Annotated in this window: 15 protein-coding genes; 6 read left to right on the plus strand and 9 right to left on the minus strand. The window is 45.9% G+C overall.

The window, feature by feature from the left end:
* The coding region (locus K8R76_06655) for a UvrD-helicase domain-containing protein (protein MCD4847854.1) at positions 1 to 3,029 on the minus strand (3,029 nt) is incomplete at its 3' end.
* The gene (locus tag K8R76_06660) at positions 3,026 to 5,893 is read right to left on the minus strand and encodes a PD-(D/E)XK nuclease family protein (protein MCD4847855.1); all 2,868 of its coding nucleotides are present in this window, start codon (positions 5,891 to 5,893) and stop codon (positions 3,026 to 3,028) included. The genes K8R76_06655 and K8R76_06660, both read right to left, overlap by 4 nt.
* 313 nt (positions 5,894 to 6,206) lie before the next feature.
* On the opposite strand from K8R76_06660, the gene K8R76_06665 reads away from it, so the two are divergent.
* The 6 genes from K8R76_06665 to queF all read left to right on the plus strand — a co-directional run bounded on the left by K8R76_06665 (position 6,207) and on the right by queF (position 11,829).
* Positions 6,207 to 6,923, plus strand: a complete 717-nt coding sequence (locus tag K8R76_06665; protein MCD4847856.1) for a GGDEF domain-containing protein — start codon at positions 6,207 to 6,209, stop codon at positions 6,921 to 6,923.
* A 293-nt stretch (positions 6,924 to 7,216) separates the two neighbouring features.
* Positions 7,217 to 8,893 carry a tetratricopeptide repeat protein gene (locus tag K8R76_06670; GenBank protein ID MCD4847857.1) on the plus strand — a complete coding sequence of 559 codons (1,677 nt, stop codon included), beginning with the start codon at positions 7,217 to 7,219 and terminating at the stop codon, positions 8,891 to 8,893.
* Between the two features lie 24 nt (positions 8,894 to 8,917).
* Positions 8,918 to 10,012 (plus strand): tetratricopeptide repeat protein, encoded by a 1,095-nt coding sequence (locus K8R76_06675; GenBank protein MCD4847858.1) that lies wholly within the window; start codon positions 8,918 to 8,920, stop codon positions 10,010 to 10,012.
* A 5-nt stretch (positions 10,013 to 10,017) separates the two neighbouring features.
* Positions 10,018 to 10,719 carry an HD-GYP domain-containing protein gene (locus K8R76_06680; protein MCD4847859.1) on the plus strand — a complete coding sequence of 234 codons (702 nt, stop codon included), beginning with the start codon at positions 10,018 to 10,020 and terminating at the stop codon, positions 10,717 to 10,719.
* Complete coding sequence (locus K8R76_06685; GenBank protein ID MCD4847860.1) at positions 10,716 to 11,435, plus strand: tetratricopeptide repeat protein; 720 nt, start codon at positions 10,716 to 10,718, stop codon at positions 11,433 to 11,435. Before K8R76_06680 ends, K8R76_06685 begins: the two co-directional genes overlap by 4 nt.
* Before the next feature lie 10 nt (positions 11,436 to 11,445).
* A complete protein-coding gene (gene queF / locus K8R76_06690; GenBank protein ID MCD4847861.1) occupies positions 11,446 to 11,829 on the plus strand; it encodes a preQ(1) synthase in 384 nt (127 codons plus the stop codon).
* 15 nt (positions 11,830 to 11,844) lie between these two features.
* Here the strand turns inward: queF and K8R76_06695 are convergent, their stop codons facing one another.
* From K8R76_06695 to K8R76_06725, 7 genes are all read right to left on the minus strand, one after another.
* Positions 11,845 to 13,380, minus strand: a complete 1,536-nt coding sequence (locus K8R76_06695) for a PDZ domain-containing protein (protein MCD4847862.1) — start codon at positions 13,378 to 13,380, stop codon at positions 11,845 to 11,847.
* Between the two features lie 71 nt (positions 13,381 to 13,451).
* On the minus strand, positions 13,452 to 14,363 hold the full coding sequence (locus tag K8R76_06700; protein ID MCD4847863.1) for an AraC family transcriptional regulator: 912 nt from the start codon (positions 14,361 to 14,363) through the stop codon (positions 13,452 to 13,454).
* A 97-nt stretch (positions 14,364 to 14,460) separates the two neighbouring features.
* Positions 14,461 to 15,252 carry a GTP cyclohydrolase FolE2 gene (gene folE2, locus K8R76_06705; protein ID MCD4847864.1) on the minus strand — a complete coding sequence of 264 codons (792 nt, stop codon included), beginning with the start codon at positions 15,250 to 15,252 and terminating at the stop codon, positions 14,461 to 14,463.
* Positions 15,249 to 15,614 carry a 6-carboxytetrahydropterin synthase QueD gene (gene queD, locus K8R76_06710; GenBank protein MCD4847865.1) on the minus strand — a complete coding sequence of 122 codons (366 nt, stop codon included), beginning with the start codon at positions 15,612 to 15,614 and terminating at the stop codon, positions 15,249 to 15,251. The genes folE2 and queD overlap by 4 nt, the downstream gene beginning before the upstream one ends.
* Positions 15,615 to 15,627: 13 nt before the next feature.
* Positions 15,628 to 16,227 carry a 7-carboxy-7-deazaguanine synthase gene (queE, locus tag K8R76_06715; protein ID MCD4847866.1) on the minus strand — a complete coding sequence of 200 codons (600 nt, stop codon included), beginning with the start codon at positions 16,225 to 16,227 and terminating at the stop codon, positions 15,628 to 15,630.
* Positions 16,224 to 16,931, minus strand: coding sequence for a 7-cyano-7-deazaguanine synthase QueC (gene queC / locus K8R76_06720; GenBank protein MCD4847867.1), 708 nt, complete (start codon positions 16,929 to 16,931; stop codon positions 16,224 to 16,226). The genes queE and queC overlap by 4 nt, the downstream gene beginning before the upstream one ends.
* A gap of 20 nt (positions 16,932 to 16,951) precedes the next feature.
* Entirely contained in the window at positions 16,952 to 18,553 is a 1,602-nt protein-coding gene (locus K8R76_06725; GenBank protein MCD4847868.1) for a T9SS type A sorting domain-containing protein, read from the minus strand.
* Positions 18,554 to 18,651 lie beyond the last annotated feature (98 nt).

The raw sequence follows: 18,651 nt of genomic DNA on the forward strand, positions 1-18,651 counted from the left end.
GGCAGGCCAAATAGTCTGGAAACATCCTGAATGTATTGCCGCTGCTTCTCTATATACTGTTCAGCGACCTGTTCCGTGGTTCTTCCGTCAAATGTATCGGTCTTGTAGTCCACGACGATCAGCTCGTTGTTAATTCTGAGCAGGAGATCGATGTACCGTTTTTCCATCCCGCTGCACGTACTTGTTATGTATGGATATTCTCTGCTGATTACAAGCGATTGCTCTATGCTGAAAGGAAGATCTATCTGGAACAGTTTCAATGACAATTCTCTGATTTCATCAAAGTCATCACCATACAATCTTTTCAGAAAACCATCGTGTTTCGCGAACCAGTCATGGGGGTCAGAAAAATCAATTTTCTGAAGAACGGCGTGAACATCATCACCTATTCTGGCTCCTCTACGCTGCCAGTTTTCCGGTATCATCTGAGCTTCAAACAATTTTCCTTCGCTATCGGAAAACTTTTCACTCATTACAGCGCTCGATCCGGCAGCTTTAACGAAAGGCAATTCTTCCACCTGTTCCATCTCTTCAATTAGATAACATTCAGTATCTTTTTCAATCGCCGCCTGCAAGTTTGACCACAGTATACCCCCGGGGGTACTTCCAGGATTTTCAAGAGGGCTGGCAAACAAAACCAGAGACTCCTTCGGTCTGGTTACCGCTACATACAAAAGTCTTCTTAACTCCGCGCTTTCCCTTGCCCTGTTCTTCTGTGTTATTTCCGGCCAGAAAGGTGTTTTCAGCTTGTATTTGCTTTTCATGTCCATGGGAATGCCAAGATTGAATGCAGCTTTCTCATCATGATCATAGGAGATAACCGGAATTCTGGATCCAGAACGTCCGGAACCGCTTTTCGGCAGAGCGGCCAGAACAACGTGCTTCCACGCCAGACCTTTCGCCCTGTGAACTGTGGTCAATGTTACCGCACTGCCGTCAGAGGGAACATTTGATGGCTCTTCGGTCCTTGATGGAGAAAGATTCTCATCCAGAAACCCAAGTAATTCCCAGGAGGTCGAAATATTCCCAGAAAGAACCTGCTCCAGAATGTACTGCAGATTACCAAGTCTCCGGGTCTCCTGATATCCGGTTGCCCGGATCACTGGAATCATCTCGGTCTGGAAGAGAAGCTCGAAGAGAAAATCAGCAAGAGGAATGGTCTCGATCGACTCCCTGAATTTTCTAAGACACATATTTGCCTGAAGCACCTCCTCGGGACAGTTCTGATTTTCATCCATATATCCTGTTGCGCCATTTTGAATTGCTGTGTTAATAACAGGATCGGATATCCCGAAAAACAGCGAACGCAGGGAATGCACCCATGCGAGCATATCGTTCTGATAAAGTAAACACCTCAGCAGTTCCTTCAGATCGGTAATTTCGGATCGCATGCGAAAATCCCTTGTAGCATCCACAAAATATGGGATACCCTCCCTCTCCAGCACATTAACGAAATGGTGAAGGTGAGTTGTTGACCGCAAAAGCAGGGCGTAATCCCCGGGAGATTCACCAGCAGCAAATCCGCTCGAAAGATAACCGGCAAACCACTCTGCCTGAAGTATGGTCTGATAGGCTGGTTCACTGTACCTGTTCTTCAGTTTATCCGGTAAGTCGGGGAGAAGCACAACTTTTACAGGAACTCCCTCAATCGCTTCAGGACAAGCTTCTATAGCCGAATAAGCGCACCCGAATGCCTCTTCCTCAGGTGTCTGGTTTCCAAACAGCTCTGATCCGAAGGTGTTTACAAAGCGGATAATCCTTCTGCTGCTCCGGAAATTAGTGGTAATCGTCTCTTCAATAGCACCACTGTTTTCAAGTTTCTCCCTGAAATCGCGATAAGTTTCTATATCTGCGTTTCGCCAGCCGTAAATGGATTGTTTGTCATCAGCGACGATAGTAATTCTACCCTCGGGAAGCATACCGGCCTGCTGAATGAATGCAGTGAAGAGATTGACCTGGTCCGAACTGGTATCCTGGAACTCATCTATCAGTATATGATCGAATTTCTTTGAGAGACATCCGGCCAGCATACCGCTTTTGGAAATCGCTTTCCATGCGGTATAAAGCAGGTCATTGTAGGACAGCCTGCTTCTGTCACTGTCCCATTTGCTGCGTAGTTCCTGCGCAAAGGCGTTCGCGAATTTCCATGTCTCTTCAGTAATTTTCCCTGATTTAAGGACAGGAGCAATCCTTTGAAATTCTTCTCTCGCTTTACGAAGAACTGCTTTTGCTCTGTCCTTGTCATCCCAGTTCTTCCCGCTTCCTGAATTGAGTCTGATGATGGAGCAAAGTCTGATTACTTCTTCGTAATTACCATCTGTAAGATGTTCTTGAAGGTTCTTCACTCCTTCAATGAACTCTACCCCAATCCTGAACAGTTTGTCGGAGTGATCACTACATTCATCAAGAATCTTTTCGATTGCGGAGACATGCTTATCCTCGAAAGTATCCAGAATTGAAAGGGCTTCAGTCCTGTCTCCTATGTTATCAATTGAAACCAGCCATCGGCGCTCTTCTATTCCACGCGATATCTCAAGCACTTTTTCAGTACCTATCTGAATCAGAGCACCTTTACTGCCCTGGAATTTTTCCCGTTCAAGCCGGAGAAGCCATGCATCCCATTCGCGTATTATCTCGATTGGAGTGAAATGCCCCTCCGTTGTTGTGAAGGCAGGATCAATTCCGGTGTAATTGAAGAACTCCCTGAGTACTCTCGACGCAAATCCGTGTATAGTTGTAATCCACGCTCCAGGGATTGCTGACAGCGCTTCATCGAACTGTTTTTCACCTGAATCTTTCAGTGATCGCAGTTTCTCTCTCATTCGGGAACGAAGCTCTGCTGCCGCAGCATTAGTGAAGGTCACAACAGCGAGTTTCTCTAGCGGGATTCCTATCCTCAGAAGTTCTATGGCCCTGTCAATTATCAGGGTTGTCTTCCCGGTACCGGCGCTGGCCTGAATAAATACATTATTTGCGTTCTCAGTGCGGATTGTTTCTCTTGCCTTCATATCGGAGTAGTTGATATTCATCGTATACTTATCATTCCGTTGAGCAGTTCCATTCTGCTGTCAGATGCAGCTTTAGCCAATATCCGCTGAGAAGGTATTCTTCTGCACAGGTTTTTGAAATTACAGAAATCGCAGTTTCCGGTTGGAATCGGTGGAAAAAGACCTTCCTGCATCATTGAAGCGATTCTTTCGAAATTCATCTGTATAGTATCCATAATCTGTTCAACATCATAACCGGAATAACCGACCAGCCTGCCAGGTTCCCTCGCTGAAATACTGGCATAAGTCACCTTTGATATATTCCTGCCGGGATAGCTGCTTTTCGTCATCATGTAATAGAATGGAAGCTGATAATACTTCCCTTTTTCAATATCCTTTTTCGAAGGAAGACCTCCTGTCTTCAGATCAAGCACAACCAGATTTTCATTTTTATCCTCAAGAATAAGATCAATCCTGCCGCGGATATCCAGGTCACCAATTTTACCCTGCAGGTCTACTTCCCTGGCGATGAACTTCCATTCCTCAGCAGCAAGAATATCAAGGCTTTTCAGGATAATCTCTTTCTGGTTCTCCAGAAACAGCTCCACGAGATAAGCGTTTCCGAGTATTTTCTCCAGATCGGATTTATCGGCTTCCCGGAGGAGAATACTGATAACGTCATCAGCAGCAGGTTTGAATCCAAATAGTCGGATTATTTCCTCAACTGCTTCATGTACAATTTTACCTTTAAGGCGGAAATCGGGAGAACTGCTTACAATGGGCATCCTTCTCTCATTCAGTTTCCATAACTCCCCGGCAAGAAAAGCAAACGGACATCTTACGTAGTTCTCAAGCATGGTTGCTGTATATACATGCTTTCTGAATGGAGAATTTTTGAAGACGCCGTCGTAGCAGTCAAAACTTCCGGGATCCATCCGGGACCTCTCTGCCGTGAGAGAACCAGTAAAGAAATGGCCACCGTGAAGATTGTCACTGCTAACAGCAGAAGCTATCCGCTGCCCCTGATGAGTTCCGCCAAGCATCTGCTCAAGCGCAGAGGAGGAACTCATGCTGAACCATGCGGGATCAGGAGAATAATCGGAATCGACTGTTACAAGATTTGAGATAAATGAAGATGGATATATTTCGCTTCCCGCAGCATCCCTCTGCCGGTAAATTATGTCCAGTGTTCTGCCGGCAGCCTCTCCTGCCTGCCTGAGCAGATACCCGTCTTCAATTTCTCTTTCGGATTTTAACGTCATCTGCAGTTTTTTTAGAAGTTCATCACTAAGGCGAGGATCCTCAATCGATGGCCTGGGATAAATTCCCTCTTCAAGATCCATCAGTATCACACTGCTGAAAATGCTTCCTCTTGCCTTTTCTATAGTGAGAATCTGAAAACCATGTCTGAAGCCGTCTCGCAGGATAACGGTCTTCTCCTGGTAATACAGTCGAAGAGCATCTGCGAATTGCTTCCATGAAACTTCTCGATCCCATCGGAAGCTGTTCGGGTCAAAGAGTGCTTCCATCAGTTCTGACGGCAACCCTCCTTTTGATATAGCAACCATAAGGTTTTTCAGGATGTTAAGATAATCAGCGGGAACCGCCTTTTCCGGAAGACCACAATAGAAGGCATCCAGTTTCCGCATAAGTCTTCCTGATTTATTACTGCTATCGAGAGAGACGAACCAATCCCTCCAGTGTTCGCGTCCCATGCGGATTCCACTTGTTTCAACAATATCGGACATTTCAGATGGATCGGGATTAAGATCATCTTTAAGAACACCACTTGATAGAATCTCTTCAATCAGAGTATAGTGAAAGTCTCCTTCATCAATACGCGCCAGATCAAGTACAAATTTCCCTGCCGGTACCGCGGACAGTTTTGTTTTAAGGGAACAAGCGGTCGGAACACCTTCATGATGAGCAAGAAATACGAGAGTGTCATTTTCGGTCTTCCTTCTGATCACAACGATTTTTGAAAGTGGAATATTGTATTTTGTATTAAGTTCCCTGATACGTTTCAGCGCTGCTCTTGAAGCACCAATTTCTCCGGAAACAGCAGTAATGCTAAAACCATCGGCAGGCACTGATGGACGGGACTGTACGTGAAGGGCTTCGAAGAAATTCGCGAAGGAATTCATGGCTTCACGACCCCCAGGCATCCTGATTGAAGCAATGCCTTGATTTTCAAGTAATTTCCTGGTTCTGGTATAAACCTTATTCCACTGAGAGTTCTCTTCCAGTGGACTGAACCAGAATATTCCTGTGTTATGATCAAAGAACCGTCTGAGAAATCGCCTCTGAGCAGGATTGAGATCATAAAAGCCGTAAAATAAAGTTGTTCCCGCCTTATCAAGCGGATGTGCCTGTTCTATTATCATATCTCCACAGCATGTATAATTTTCTCTGCGATATGCACTGTATTTCCCGAATACTTTTTCGATAACAATTTCTGTTTTCGTCTGTTCTTCCGAGAGCGAAAGAGATGTTTGCTCGTATATCTCCGGAGTAACTCCGTGTTCAAAGAGATTTTCGAAGAATGTTCCCATCGAATGAGCTGTTTCGGAATTATTCCTGAGATAATATAGAGGTTCTCCAGGCTTAATTATTTCCATTGCCCGCAGAGTAAAAAGAGTTCTGTCACCGTGACTTACAGTCTCCATAACCATAGGTGCGGCACTGAGTTCGGAAGCAAGGTGCCTGATGCCCGGAAGGAATTTTACACCGCCAATGATTCCCCCGGCGGTCGCCTTCAGAAGAAGCTCTCGCAGTCTATCCAGCTGTCCGCTTCCCGCGGTAACAACTGTCAGCTGGTCACCACTCGCGACAATTCCCCCGACAAGTTCGAGAAAATCCGTCTCAAGCGCTCTGTAATGACCCTCATAAAGAGTATTTATTCCCATATTTCCTGTTCATTCTGTAAGAAGATTTTGACATCAGGAGTAAGCCGCGAATTTGCTGTCCTATTCAGAATCATTTTCTCCAGTCAGGTCAAGAGCAACAGAAGAAGCAAGCATACAATACACTAATATTGGCGTTTTTTCCAGCGGAACCGATACCATCCTTCAACTGGTGCATAGATCGGTAAAGTAGTAGTATTAATACAAATTAGGTTCTATTCAAAGCTTCCAGAACCGGTGATTCAAATATTTGTATTACACCGAGGAGGGGTTTTGCACTGTTTCATTTTCAGTAATCCAGGATAGTGAGTTTAAGATGAACCGAAGTAAACTCTTCAAAAAAGTAATCCTGTTCGAATGTATCGGTTTCGCTTTTGTAATACTGTTTCAATGGATAGATGAATTATTCGATATTCCTTACCTTCTGTTTGGTGGCACAGCCACTTATTTTAACCTGGCAGAGTGTATCTTTGAAACTGGCATAATACTGTCTCTTGCTCTTATTTCCATTATGGCTACTTCAATTCTGTTAGGAAGAATAGAACGTATCGCAATGTTCGATCCTCTGACCAACTGCATGAATCGAAGATTCATGATAGAAAATCTGAAGCATGAAATACACAGGTGTATTCGTTCAAACAGTACGTTTTCTCTGATGCTGGGTGATATAGACCGGTTCAAGCAGATTAATGACAAACATGGTCATGAATGTGGAGACAAAGTACTGCAGCAAATAGCAATTACTATGAATAACCGCCTGAGAGCACAGGATATGATCTGCCGCTGGGGAGGTGATGAATTTCTTATTATCCTTCCGGATACATCTCCTGATAGCGGTAGAAATGTCGCAGAAACACTTCGAAAGGTGATTGAGGATCTATCCATTGTCTACCGTAATCAGAAAGTTCAGGTAACAATCAGTTTTGGCGTATACGATAAGGATTATTCGAATTCAAGTCCGGATTACTATATAAGAATAGCTGACAGAAATCTGTACGACGCAAAAAACAGAGGCAGAAACAGAGTGGTATAGCCAGCAGGCAACACACTGACAGGTATCGTAACCGTCGATCTTTCGCTGGCGGTAATCAAGCTGGGACATCGACTGGGAGCCGTGTTCCGGACAGCGGATGGGAATTTTCGGAGGAGCGCTGCTGATCTTTCCTGGTTCCGTATACTTTACTCTCAACTTCTGGGATAGACTTCCGCTTTGCTGAAAAATCTATTATTGCTAATAATACCGATAGATCGTAGGGGTTACTTCACAGATATCCGGGTTCCTGCCTGAATACAAGGGGAGGTCCGCTGATCAGCCGTAATATCGAGATGCTTCAAAAGAAACTCGCGGATATCCGCAGATCCGACAGCAGCCAATCCGAGGAAGAGATTACAGTTCTGCTTGATCTGGCAGAAATCCTCTATGAAAAAGATCCTTATGAAGCCTGCAATCTTGCTGAGCAGGCTCTATCGATAGCTCAGAAACTTGAAATTGAAATCCATTGCGCAAGATGTTACAAAATTCAGGGGATCTCATACTCATACAGAGGTGAATATGAGAAAGCCCTTGATTACAGCCTGAAAGCTCTTGCTATTTACGAGGATACCAATGACAAACCTGGAATTTCCAGCGTACTTAATTCTATCGGCATCATCTACGGAAAGCACGAAGATCATAGTAATTCACTCAAGTACTACCTCAGATCACTTGCGATAAGGGAAGAAATCGGTGATAAGGAAGGAATTGCAAGAACAACCAACAATCTGGGCAATATCTACCAGGATCAGGGTGATTTTAACATAGCACTTAAGTTTGCAGAAAGATCTCTGAAATACTTCACGGAACTTGGTGATGAGCTCGGAATTGCCACTTCATTCAACAATATAGGCGGGATATTGAAGTCCCGGGGTGACTTCGCTGCCGCGAAGATGCAATTCAGGAATGCTTATGAGATATTCAATCGGATCGAATACAAAACCGGGCTCGCGGCATCCTGCAACAATTTAGGCGAGCTGCTCACGATTCAGGGGGAATTCAAACAGGCCAGAGTCTATCTGAATCAGGCTCTTGAAATTGCCAGAGAAACTGATGCTAAATATCGTGAAATACGTGCGTATGAAAACCTTTCAGATCTGTGCGAAGAAATGGGCGATTTTACCGGAGCGCTTGAATACTACAGAAAATACAACGATCTCTCGAAGAAAGTATTCAGTGATGAAAGTTCAAGAAATATGATTCAGCTTCAGATCAAATTTGAAACTGAAAGGAAGAAAAAAGAAGCCGCGATATACAAGCTGAAGAACATCGAATTGCAGGATGAGATATCCGAGCGCATACACTTCGAGGAAAGACTCAGGGAACACCAGGATCAGCTGGAAGAACTGATAAATGATCGAACAATCGAACTCAAGAACAGTTACAATAAGCTCGAACGCGGCTTTCAGGGAACAATAGTACTTATCTCGAAGATCACGGAACTGAGGGACCCCTACACTTCCGGACATCAGATCAGGGTTGCAAAACTGGCCTGCGCCATCGCAAGAGAGATGAACCTGCCTGAGGAAAAGATTGAAGCAATACGTATAGCATCTCTGGTTCACGATATCGGAAAAATCAATGTACCTCAAGAGATACTGAGCAAACCGGGAACCCTGAGTAATCTGGAAATGAAAATGATACAGATTCACCCTCTGGCGGGATACACTATACTCAGTGAGATAAATTTTCCCTGGCCGATAGCTGAGATTGTAAGAGATCATCATGAATACATTGATGGATCAGGCTATCCTCGGGGCCTGAAAGCAGATGACATATCGATTGAAGCAAGGATCATATGTGTTGCGGATGTTATTGAAGCGATGTCATCTCATCGTCCTTACAGAGCAGTTCTGGGCTTGAAGGAAGCGGTTCAGGAAATAACTGAGAATGAGGGTATTCTTTACGACAGGGATACTGTCAGAGCATGCAAAAAAGTGATATGTGAAAAGGATTTCAGCTTTGATTAGTCCCGCGGGAAGTGAGTTCAGCGATTGAATATTGAAATAGCGGTTCTCAAACGCAAGCTGAAAAAAGCACGATCAAAACCTCCTTCAGGAAAAACCGGTCGGGCAAGAATCGATTTGCTGAATGAGCTGGGTATGCTGCTTTACAGATCCAGACCGCTCATAACAGAAGCATACGCCAAGGAATCCATAGTTCTTTCGGAAAGGTTGAAGTATAGAAAAGGCGAAGCATCCGGTAATCAACTTATGGGCATTTCAAAAGGTGCCAGGGGTAAATACTTTGAAAGCATGAGATATTTCAATATCGCAAGCTCAATCTATGTTGAGCTTGATAACAAGAGAGGTATCGCTTCAACATTCACGAACATCGGACTTGTCTACAGCTATCAGAGCAGATTTGATCTTGCGATTGATCAGCATATGAAAGCACTTTCGATATTTGAGGAAATTAATGACAGAAATCGTATTGCCCATTCCCTGAATAACATTGGAATTATTTTCCGTAAACGACAAAACCTGGAAAGAGCTGAGGAATATTACCTGAAAGCCCTCAGGATAAGAGAAGAAACAGGAGATCTGTCAGGACTGGCCATGTCCTTGAATAACATGGGAATTCTGGCAAAGGAAAAGAATGACCTGGAAAGCGCTCTGGATTACCACTGCAGATCTTTAAAACTGAAGGAAGAACTCGGTGACATGCAGGGCATATCGATTTCATACAGCAATATCGGAGAAATTCATATGAAGCTGCAGGAATACACACCGGCTCTTGAATACTACAGAAAATCGCTGTCGATTGTTGAGGAACTGGAGGACGAAAAAGGTATCTCTAACAATTGCAAGTTTATAGGTCACATCATGATTCTTCAGAAAAAGTATGATGAGGCACTGGAATATCTTAATAGAGCTCTGAGGATTTCCTCCGGTATAGGAGCAAGAATTTATGAATCAGACTGCTTTACAAGGAAATGGGTGATTATGAGAAGGCATTTCTGTTTTTCAAGAAGTACAGTTCCCTTATACAGGAGATCTTCAGCGATAAAAGCGCTGAGACTATCACCAAGCTTCAGGTCAGGTATGAAACTGAACAGAAAGAAAAAGAAGCAGAGCTGTACTATCTGAGAAATGTGGAACTTCGCAGAGAAATCACCGATAGAAAGCTTGTGGAAAGCCGGCTGGTAGCTCAAGAACGCCTTCTCGAGGAGCGTGTGAAGGATCGCACAATTGAACTTCAGGAGAGCATGCGGAATCTTAAGAAGAGCGTTGAAGGAACCATTCATACTCTCTCAAGAATAATCGAATCAAAGGATCCTTATACATCAGGACATCAGCTTAGAGTCGCGGAGCTTGCGCGATTGATAGCAATTGAGCTGGAATTTGATGAAGACAGGGTCGAAGCCGTGTTCATGATTTCTCTTGTTCATGATATAGGCAAGATCAGCATTCCTCAGGAAATTCTCTCTCGACCTGGAAAGCTCTCTGAACTCGAACAGGAAATTGTACAGACGCATTCACAGATCGGATATGACATACTTTCTGAAGTGGAGTTTCCATGGCCTGTTGCCGATGTGGTTCTGCAGCATCAGGAATTGTATAATGGATCAGGTTATCCAAATGGGCTTAAAGGTGATGATATCCTGATAGAGGCAAGAATCATCGCAGTAGCTGATGTTGTGGAAGCCATGACATCACATCGACCATACAGGTCCATCCCGGGTCTTGAGTGTGCCATTGAGGAGATCACTCAAAATTCCGGCATACTGTACGATCCGGATGTAGTCGAGGCATGCAGAAGAGTAATCTGTGAAAAGGGGTTCCATTTCCAGTGACGACAACAGGACAGCTTGGGAGACAGCTGCTTTCAATCCGGAACAGAATCACCTCTGAGAAGGAACTCTCCAGTTTGCGCAAGTTGCGGAAAAGGGAAATCCAGCTTCTTAATGAGCTTGGCAACAGTTCTGCTGCGGTCGCTTCGGGTGAAAACCTTATCTCAGATTATCCGTTATGGCCTGCTGGACATTCTATTCTGGCCGATGTTCTGTGCAGAGCCCGTAAATGGGAGGAAGCTGAAAAGCTGTTTGAAAAAGCTGCCGATCTGTATGAGGAAGCAGACAATCCTGATTCAGCCGCCAGGTTGAGAATGGGACCTGTTTACAGACTTTCCGAGGCAAGAAGTGACTTCAGTAAGTGCCTGATACTCTGCGGAAATGACAATGAACTTGGAGCTGTTCTTCAGGTGCGGTGCAAAAGACAGATGAATCAGAAGACATCCCTTCCGGAGGCATGTACTGACTGGATTGCCGAAAAGCTTCTCCTTCTGGAACAGGTCCTCCTGGGGAAATCTCCCTACAGGCTTTTTGATGAAGCTGTTGAATGGAAAAGCACAGAACCGGAGTGGAGATGGCGGTTCATTGTAGAAAGTATTGAAATATGGCAGAGTCATAATTTTAATACGGAAAAGTGGCGGAAACCTGTGAAAGATACTGTGCGACCAATTCTGGATCCTAGGTTTACAAAGGAATGGAGTAAATTATCCAATGACTGATAATTCAGATATGGACGAACTTACAGCTCTGGGAGGAAAAAGCCTTCCCTCAAAAAGACTGGAAGTATTTCCCAACCATCATCCCGACCGTAATTATATCGTAACACTGACCTGTGATGAGTTTACCTGCATCTGTCCCCAGACCGGTCAGCCGGATTTTGCCTCGATCTCCATCGAATACGTGCCTGACAGAAAGATTGTGGAATCCAAATCACTTAAACTCTATTTCTGGTCTTTCAGGAATGAAGGCGTTTTTCATGAACACGTGGCCAACATGATTCTTGATGATCTTGTGAAAGCACTGGATCCGAGATGGTGCAGAGTTATAGCCGACTTCGGAATCAGGGGAGGAATTTCCATTTCTGTCGACGCCGAATACGGAGAAGCTCCCTGAATAAATTCGCATCCTTCAGGGATTTGCAAGCCTGGGCAGCATCAGTTCTTCCAGATCAAGCACCAGCTCACCCGCCCAGGGACGCTGGCGATCACCGGTTCTGGCATAGGTGTCAATCGCCATCTCGGAATTCATTTCCACGAATCCGCGGTAAATCTCTATTCCATTACACAGCACGGTTACTTCCCTGTCAGGATCAATCATATCCGGATGGAGCAATAATCGGAGAACGCATAATCTGTTCACTTCAATGTCGAAGAAATTACCGGCGTAGACCGCATCCACTCTCACTGAGGGCTTGCTGCGGGGAAACAACCAGTAGTATTCCGGCGGGTTGAAGTTGCCTGTCAGATGTATCTGCTCCCCGCCTCTGTCCACATTCATGGTGAAATGATCTCCCGGAGACATCTCTGACATGACCTCAAAGAGGTCTTCCAGATCCATTACGGGACAATCCTGAAAACCGATTATCACATCATCCGCTTTTAGTTCTATCCTGTTCGCAGGAGTATCACCATCGAGAACCTGTGCTACAGGAATACCATCACCTTCAGCCTCCCAGTCCGGCATGAAACCAATAGTAAGCCTTTCGGAGACAAGAACCATGTTATGGTCAGTATCCTCCGTCAGCACAGGCCATGGAATGATTGAATCCACCATTAACCAATCACAGCCTGAGGGTTCCCCGGTTCTCCATATAAGATGCTCAGGAAAGCGCTCCCTGAATGTTGTGTCGATGAAGATCATGACATCTTCCTCAAGCAGGGGCAGGTAATCGGCATCGTGTCCGTAACCCTCGAAAGTGTGGTATGCTATCTCAGCTCCTGCCTCCTGCGCGAGTTCAACTGAAGGAGCCATGACCGATGAAGGATACAGACCATCATCGTCAGTATGAGATGCAATGCCGGGACGATTGGAAAGGCACGAAAGGTATGTGGCTCGATCACCATGGATGGCGGCTACTCCAAGATGTCCTGAGAAGGCAAGGTAACCCGCAAACGGAGAGGGCTGCAGCATCATCAGCGCCCAGCTTCCGGAAGCTCCATCAGAAAATCCTCCGACGAACACCCGCGAGTCATCGATATTGAGTCTGTGCTTGAGAGTGGCGATAATATCCATAATTCCCTGCTGACCAACCAAATCCCACCATACAGCTCCGCTCTGAGCACAGGGGAAAACCAGTATACAACCCATATCAAGTATACCGGGGATCAGATGCCACTCGGTCAGCACTTCTGGTTCGTAATCACTGAGTTCCTGAGTACTCACGCCGCCATGAAGCCACATCATCAATGGCGCGGGTGTCCCTGATTCGTAGGATAGCGGAACAGCATAGTAAAAGTGACGATAAACGCTGTCAGCATAAAGCACGCTGTCCTCAAGCAGGACAGCTCCCGGAAGATCAAAACCTGCATCGGGATTAAGGGTCTCTATGGCAGTCGCTGCCTCAACGGCGCTGTCAAAGCTCACAGCGGTACTGAAATCATCCGAAGCCACATTTGATGTTTTCAATACAATCAGCATCAGCACAAGAATACTCCTGCAGTACATATTTCCATCCTCTATTTAAGTTAATACCATTCAGTACAAATACATAATCAGATCTGTGAATAAATCGAAACTTATACTGGTTCTATAGGTTCATAGAGGTCTGTAATATACTCGGATTCGTCATTGGTGCACTCAGATCCTTTAACATAAATTTCAAAACAAGCGCTTTCTCTGGGCTTGTACCCGTTCTGGGGGACCCAGATTCCACAGAGTTCTCCCCATGCCTTTCCAATTCCCTTATACGATCCTGTATGTCTTGTGGTTGCGTACTGCCCTCCGGGTATCTCACCTGCTTCCGCTTCTACACCATCAGGAATCTCAATATCACCTTCAATGGTGACACAGGCTTCGGAACGAAGTTCCTTTTCGAGAACTGATTCTGGATCATCCCAGAAGATACCCAGCCACTGACTATTTTTTATGTCAATATTATTCTTTGTAACAATATCACTGAGTTTCTCAAAGGCCTCACCTATCTTGTAATATGCCCCCTTGTTTTTCACACTCAATATCCTCATTTGCTCCAGTTCGACTATTCTACCTTCCATTGTAACATTTCCTCTCCGAATTGGATTAAACGACTGTATCCCATTTTCCGGCATGAAGTGATATCCTGAGGGAGCATGGATAAGCGGAATACTTTTCCGATACTTTTTAAAATCAGATGGAGTTTCACCGAATGCTGTTTTAAAAGCTCTGGTGAAAGACTGGTTCGAGTCATAACCAGCTCTTATCGCAATCAGCATGATCGGCTCAACTCCGTTAAGGAGCCTGAAAGCAGCTCTTTCAAGTCTCAGGCGCCTGATAAGACTTGCCAGTGTTTCTCCAACCATTCCGCAAAACACACGATGAAAATGGAATGGAGAAAAGAAAGCCACTCCGGCGATCTCGTCGAGATTGAGATCTCCATCGAGATTCTCCTTGATATAATCAAGTACTGCAAGAATCCGCTTCCTGTAGATCTGCTCGGTATCTTCCCTCATACCACCTCCGGGAAATAGTATACAGGTTTTTTAGAGAAACCGGTTCACATTTCTTGCTGAGTTTGGGATGAAGCAATACAGAATGGAAAATTGAGAACTATCTGAACCACTCAACCCTGGCATAAGCACTGTGGTTGTGTATGCTTTCGTGATTTTCTGCTGTAACCTGGAACCAGGTCACTCTTTCGTCCTTCATCAATTTCTCGGCGGCATTCCTAACCATATCTTCAACAAACACGGGATTATCGTAGGCCTGTTCAGTCACATAGCGTTCATCAGGCCTTTTGAGAACTGCGTAAACCGGTGATGATGCCGATGATTCCGCTATTTCAATCAGTTCCTCTATCCAGATTATCGTTGGAATCCCTTTCTCTTCAGGCCTGCTTCTGACATCAATCGTGATATATCCCCGCTGGTTATGCGCGCCATACCTGCTGATCTCTTTGCTGCACGGACACAAGCTGCTGACGGGCACGGATACACTCAGGACAAAGTCAGTTGAATCAGGACCGGTTCGACCTGTAAAGCTGCACTGATAACTCATTTTTGCGGAGGTTTCTGTTACAGGAGCTTTTCTTTCGAGGAAATACGGGAAACTGATTTCCATACTGGCTGATTCAGAGTCGAGAACCTGTTTCAATTCCTCAAGGATCTCCGGGATTGTGTGTCCTGTGAACTCGCAGGAATGTCTGCTGAGAACTTCCACAAAACGGCTCATATGTGTGCCCTTGAAATGGTGAGGAAGCGCAACTGACATCGAAATAGTCGCAACGGTCTGCTGTTTTTCGTTTTCCCGATCCAGAATTGTTATTGGATATTGAAGGTCTTTTACGCCGGCTTCATCGAGTGGAATTCTTCGCGGGTCATGACTGTTCTGAACGTCGTTCATGATTCTTCAGAACCCCGATATCTGCAACCGGAAGAAGGAGTTTCCTTTATCTCCACCATACTCAGACCCGGGAGGACGGGTTTGAGATGGTTCCATATCCATTTTGCGATATTCTCACTGGTTGGATTAGAAAGTCCCGGAATGTCATTCAGAAAGGAATGATCAAGTTCCTCCAGCACAGGCCTGCAGAGTAATTTGATGGCACTGAAATCCATCACCCAGCCGGATTCTTCTCCGACAGGTCCTTCTACATAAATTCCAAGATGAAAAGTATGACCATGCATACGGCCGCATTTCTGGCCGGGAGGAAGGTTTGGAAGCAAATGCGCTGCGTCAAATGTGAATAATCTGAAAATTTCCATGTTCTTCTCTCTTCTATGGAATACCGGTGTATTTATGCATCTGCAGACTCAAACGCCAGCGGGGATGTTCAAGGCAGTACTCTATTGCCAGCCGCACATTATTCTCAAGATTCGCTCCTGATATCGGTTGAAGAAAAAAATGCCTGAAGTCCAGAGAAAGATATTTCTCAGGATCGATACCATTCTGAGGATAGGTAAGTTTGAGTTCATTCCCCTGCCTGATTGCAGGATACTCACCAGCCTTCGGACTGACACATATCCAGTCGATTCCATCCGGTGCTGTCAGAGTACCATTGGTCTCGAGCAGAATTTCAAATCCGCGCTCATGTAAAGTTTTTACAAGCTCTGAATCAAGCTGCAGCAGGGGCTCACCGCCTGTGCAGAGAATCCTTCGCGAAGGAACATCTCCCTGCCAGCATTGACATGCAGCTTCAGCGAGGGAAGCAGAGGATAAATATTCACCGCCTGAAGGTCCGTTAACTCCCGTAAAATCCGTATCGCAGAATGAGCAGTCGAGATTGCATCCTTCGAACCTGCACAGGACAACTGCAACCCCGGTGTTGGCCCCTTCTCCCTGCAGCGTGTAAACCATTTCCTTTACTCTGTAGCTCATTCGCATCCACATTTCCCGTAGTATGCAGCAGGATCTTTCAAACCGTTCTCCCTGAAACCCTTCAATCTAAGATAACATGAATCACAGCGACCGCAGGCTCGCCCTTCTCCGTCCGGATTGTAGCAGCTTACCGTCAATGAATAATCAACGCCTAGTTCGAGCCCCAATCTGATGATCTCAGCCTTTGTCATATTCAGAAGCGGCGTATGAATCCTCGTGGGATACCCTTCCACCGCTGTTTTCGTCGCGAGATCAGCAAGCCTCTGGAAAGCGGAGATGTACTCCGGGCGACAATCAGGATAACCGCTGTAATCCAGCGCGTTGACACCGATGAAAATGTGTCCTGCATCTATCACCTCAGCCCATCCCAGAGCCATTGAAAGAAAAATTGTATTCCGTGCGGGAACATACGTAGGGGGTATTTCCTCCGGGATTCCAATGGTTAAACTGTTTACAGGCACATTCTCCGTACCGGTAAGCGCGGATCCTTCGAAAAGGCGCGGATCAAGAGATACTGTTATATGATCTTCGGTTCCCAGAATCACGGCAATTTCTGCGGCAGCTTCAAGTTCCGGTGAATGCCGCTGACCGTAGCTGAAGGACATCGCGTATGTACTGAACCCTTCAGCCCCGGCAACAGCCAGGGTCGTCGCGGAATCAAGCCCGCCGCTGAGAAGAACTACGGCTCTACTCTCCCTGTTCATAATTTCTCCAGGCTGTCAGGTCAGTTCAGTATCATCACTTTTCTGGTTAAAACCGTCCCGGGAGCACTCAATTTGATCAGGTAGAGCCCTGAAGATAGGGATTCACCTGAATCATCCGTAACATCCCAGACAGAGACATGATCTCCTGGAGCAGTTACGCAGTTCAGAGTGGCTACCCGCCTTCCATCGAGACTGTACACGGCAAGATCAGTAATTCTGCCCGTTTGCGGTACATGCATCTCCACGCTCATCTGCGAGACAGTCGGATTCGGGTACGGCTCCCCCATCCAGTAAGGCAGTGGATCCGCATGGGTTCCTTCCATTCCTGTAGTCGTCAGATCTATGCTGTATACCTGCCCCCCGTTACCCATCTGTCTTGCATGAACGGCCTTACCGGAAGCTGTCGCATAACTCCCGTCAGAGCTTACACTGACACTGTAGATCGAGCCCGGTTCGTCTATGTCATCCAGAAGACTGAATATCACGCCGCCACTATGTTCAAAGGCTGTGAAAACATCACCAAAGGTACCCTGAAACTGTCCCCAGCTTCCGGCAACGATTACCGAACCATCTTCAGAGATATCAACAGAAGTGACAAAATCTCCGTAATCGTTGTACTGCCACAGCTGAGTCGGTGAGCCTCCTTCAGGCCAGTCGAAAGCAACGACTTTTCCTCTTAGTGGACTGGTTCCCATTGTTCCGCCGGCAGCGGTCTGCCCGTCACCGCTTATCCCCACGCCCGTTGCCCAGGTATGCCCCGTATAGAAATTCAGAAGCTGAACCCAGGACGCTCCATCGAATTCGTAGAACTTGATACGTCCATAGAAGTCGCCATTTACCAGTCTTGTGCCGTCATCGGAGATTCTGGCAGGTGACTGACTGTAATTCCCCACAGGGGTACCGATAAGACTTCCGTCAGTCATATCGTAAACCATGCATCCGGAAGAAGCATCATAGACCGAGGCCACTACGCGTGAATTGTCACCGCAGATCTCCACGCCGTCTGTCTGACTTCCTGCAACAAACAGCGCAGTCTGCCAGATTGCGGAACCGGTAGAGGTGTCCACGCATATGAGCGAATCTCCCGAGCTGTTGATATAGACAAGATACAGTCCGTCAGATGAAATGTCCTGTTTCCTACCGGGATCAAGAGATAGATCAGGCACGGATGACCCGGACAGCCAGGCAAATATTCCGTCTATATTGGAAGCTGCTGAAAACATCAGGGTATCCTGCCCTGCTGCTACATCCATATCCCATTCATTACCCGGCATACTGTAAGTCCAGAGAGGTATTTCCGATCCGAAAGTATCATATCTGGAAATCCTGTCATTGTTGAGTCCCCAGCAGGCCAGAATTCCCGCACCATCCCTGCAGATCACCGTTTCATCTGCGATAGCAGCCTGGTGATTCCTATCAACCCAGAAAACCGCAGGAGACAGGTCGGTGCCGCCTGTATCACCGGTTTCCTGCAGAACCTGTCCTGTGTTCTCAACGATTTCTCCATTGATCTCTGTCATCATTTCTGTGATAACGCAGCCGTCTGTGCCTGTTTCAGTGATTTCAGTGAATCCTGTAAATCCTGAACCCAGCATTGCGATAACAATCAGATATTCAAACATATTAACCTCCCTGTGATAATTCTAAAACACCTATTTCAGATTATATCTGTTTTTCTCTCTACCACCCACCGGGGTAATCTGACATGACTATTTCTATT

It is taken from the genome of Candidatus Aegiribacteria sp. (genome assembly GCA_021108435.1).
Lineage (GTDB): Bacteria > Fermentibacterota > Fermentibacteria > Fermentibacterales > JCC-6 > Aegiribacteria.

Bases quoted from the DNA above. Each gene is read 5' to 3' on its own strand.
- K8R76_06670 (MCD4847857.1), top strand. From the start codon at position 7,217: ATGCTTCAAAAGAAACTCGCGGATATCCGCAGATCCGACAGCAGCCAA.
- K8R76_06725 (MCD4847868.1), bottom strand. From the start codon at position 18,553: ATGTTTGAATATCTGATTGTTATCGCAATGCTGGGTTCAGGATTTACA.
- queD (MCD4847865.1), bottom strand. From the start codon at position 15,614: ATGGAAATTTTCAGATTATTCACATTTGACGCAGCGCATTTGCTTCCA.
- K8R76_06700 (MCD4847863.1), bottom strand. From the start codon at position 14,363: ATGAGGGAAGATACCGAGCAGATCTACAGGAAGCGGATTCTTGCAGTA.
- queC (MCD4847867.1), bottom strand. From the start codon at position 16,931: ATGAACAGGGAGAGTAGAGCCGTAGTTCTTCTCAGCGGCGGGCTTGAT.
- K8R76_06660 (MCD4847855.1), bottom strand. From the start codon at position 5,893: ATGGGAATAAATACTCTTTATGAGGGTCATTACAGAGCGCTTGAGACG.
- K8R76_06665 (MCD4847856.1), top strand. From the start codon at position 6,207: ATGAACCGAAGTAAACTCTTCAAAAAAGTAATCCTGTTCGAATGTATC.
- queF (MCD4847861.1), top strand. From the start codon at position 11,446: ATGGACGAACTTACAGCTCTGGGAGGAAAAAGCCTTCCCTCAAAAAGA.
- queE (MCD4847866.1), bottom strand. From the start codon at position 16,227: ATGAGCTACAGAGTAAAGGAAATGGTTTACACGCTGCAGGGAGAAGGG.
- folE2 (MCD4847864.1), bottom strand. From the start codon at position 15,252: ATGAACGACGTTCAGAACAGTCATGACCCGCGAAGAATTCCACTCGAT.
- K8R76_06695 (MCD4847862.1), bottom strand. From the start codon at position 13,380: ATGTACTGCAGGAGTATTCTTGTGCTGATGCTGATTGTATTGAAAACA.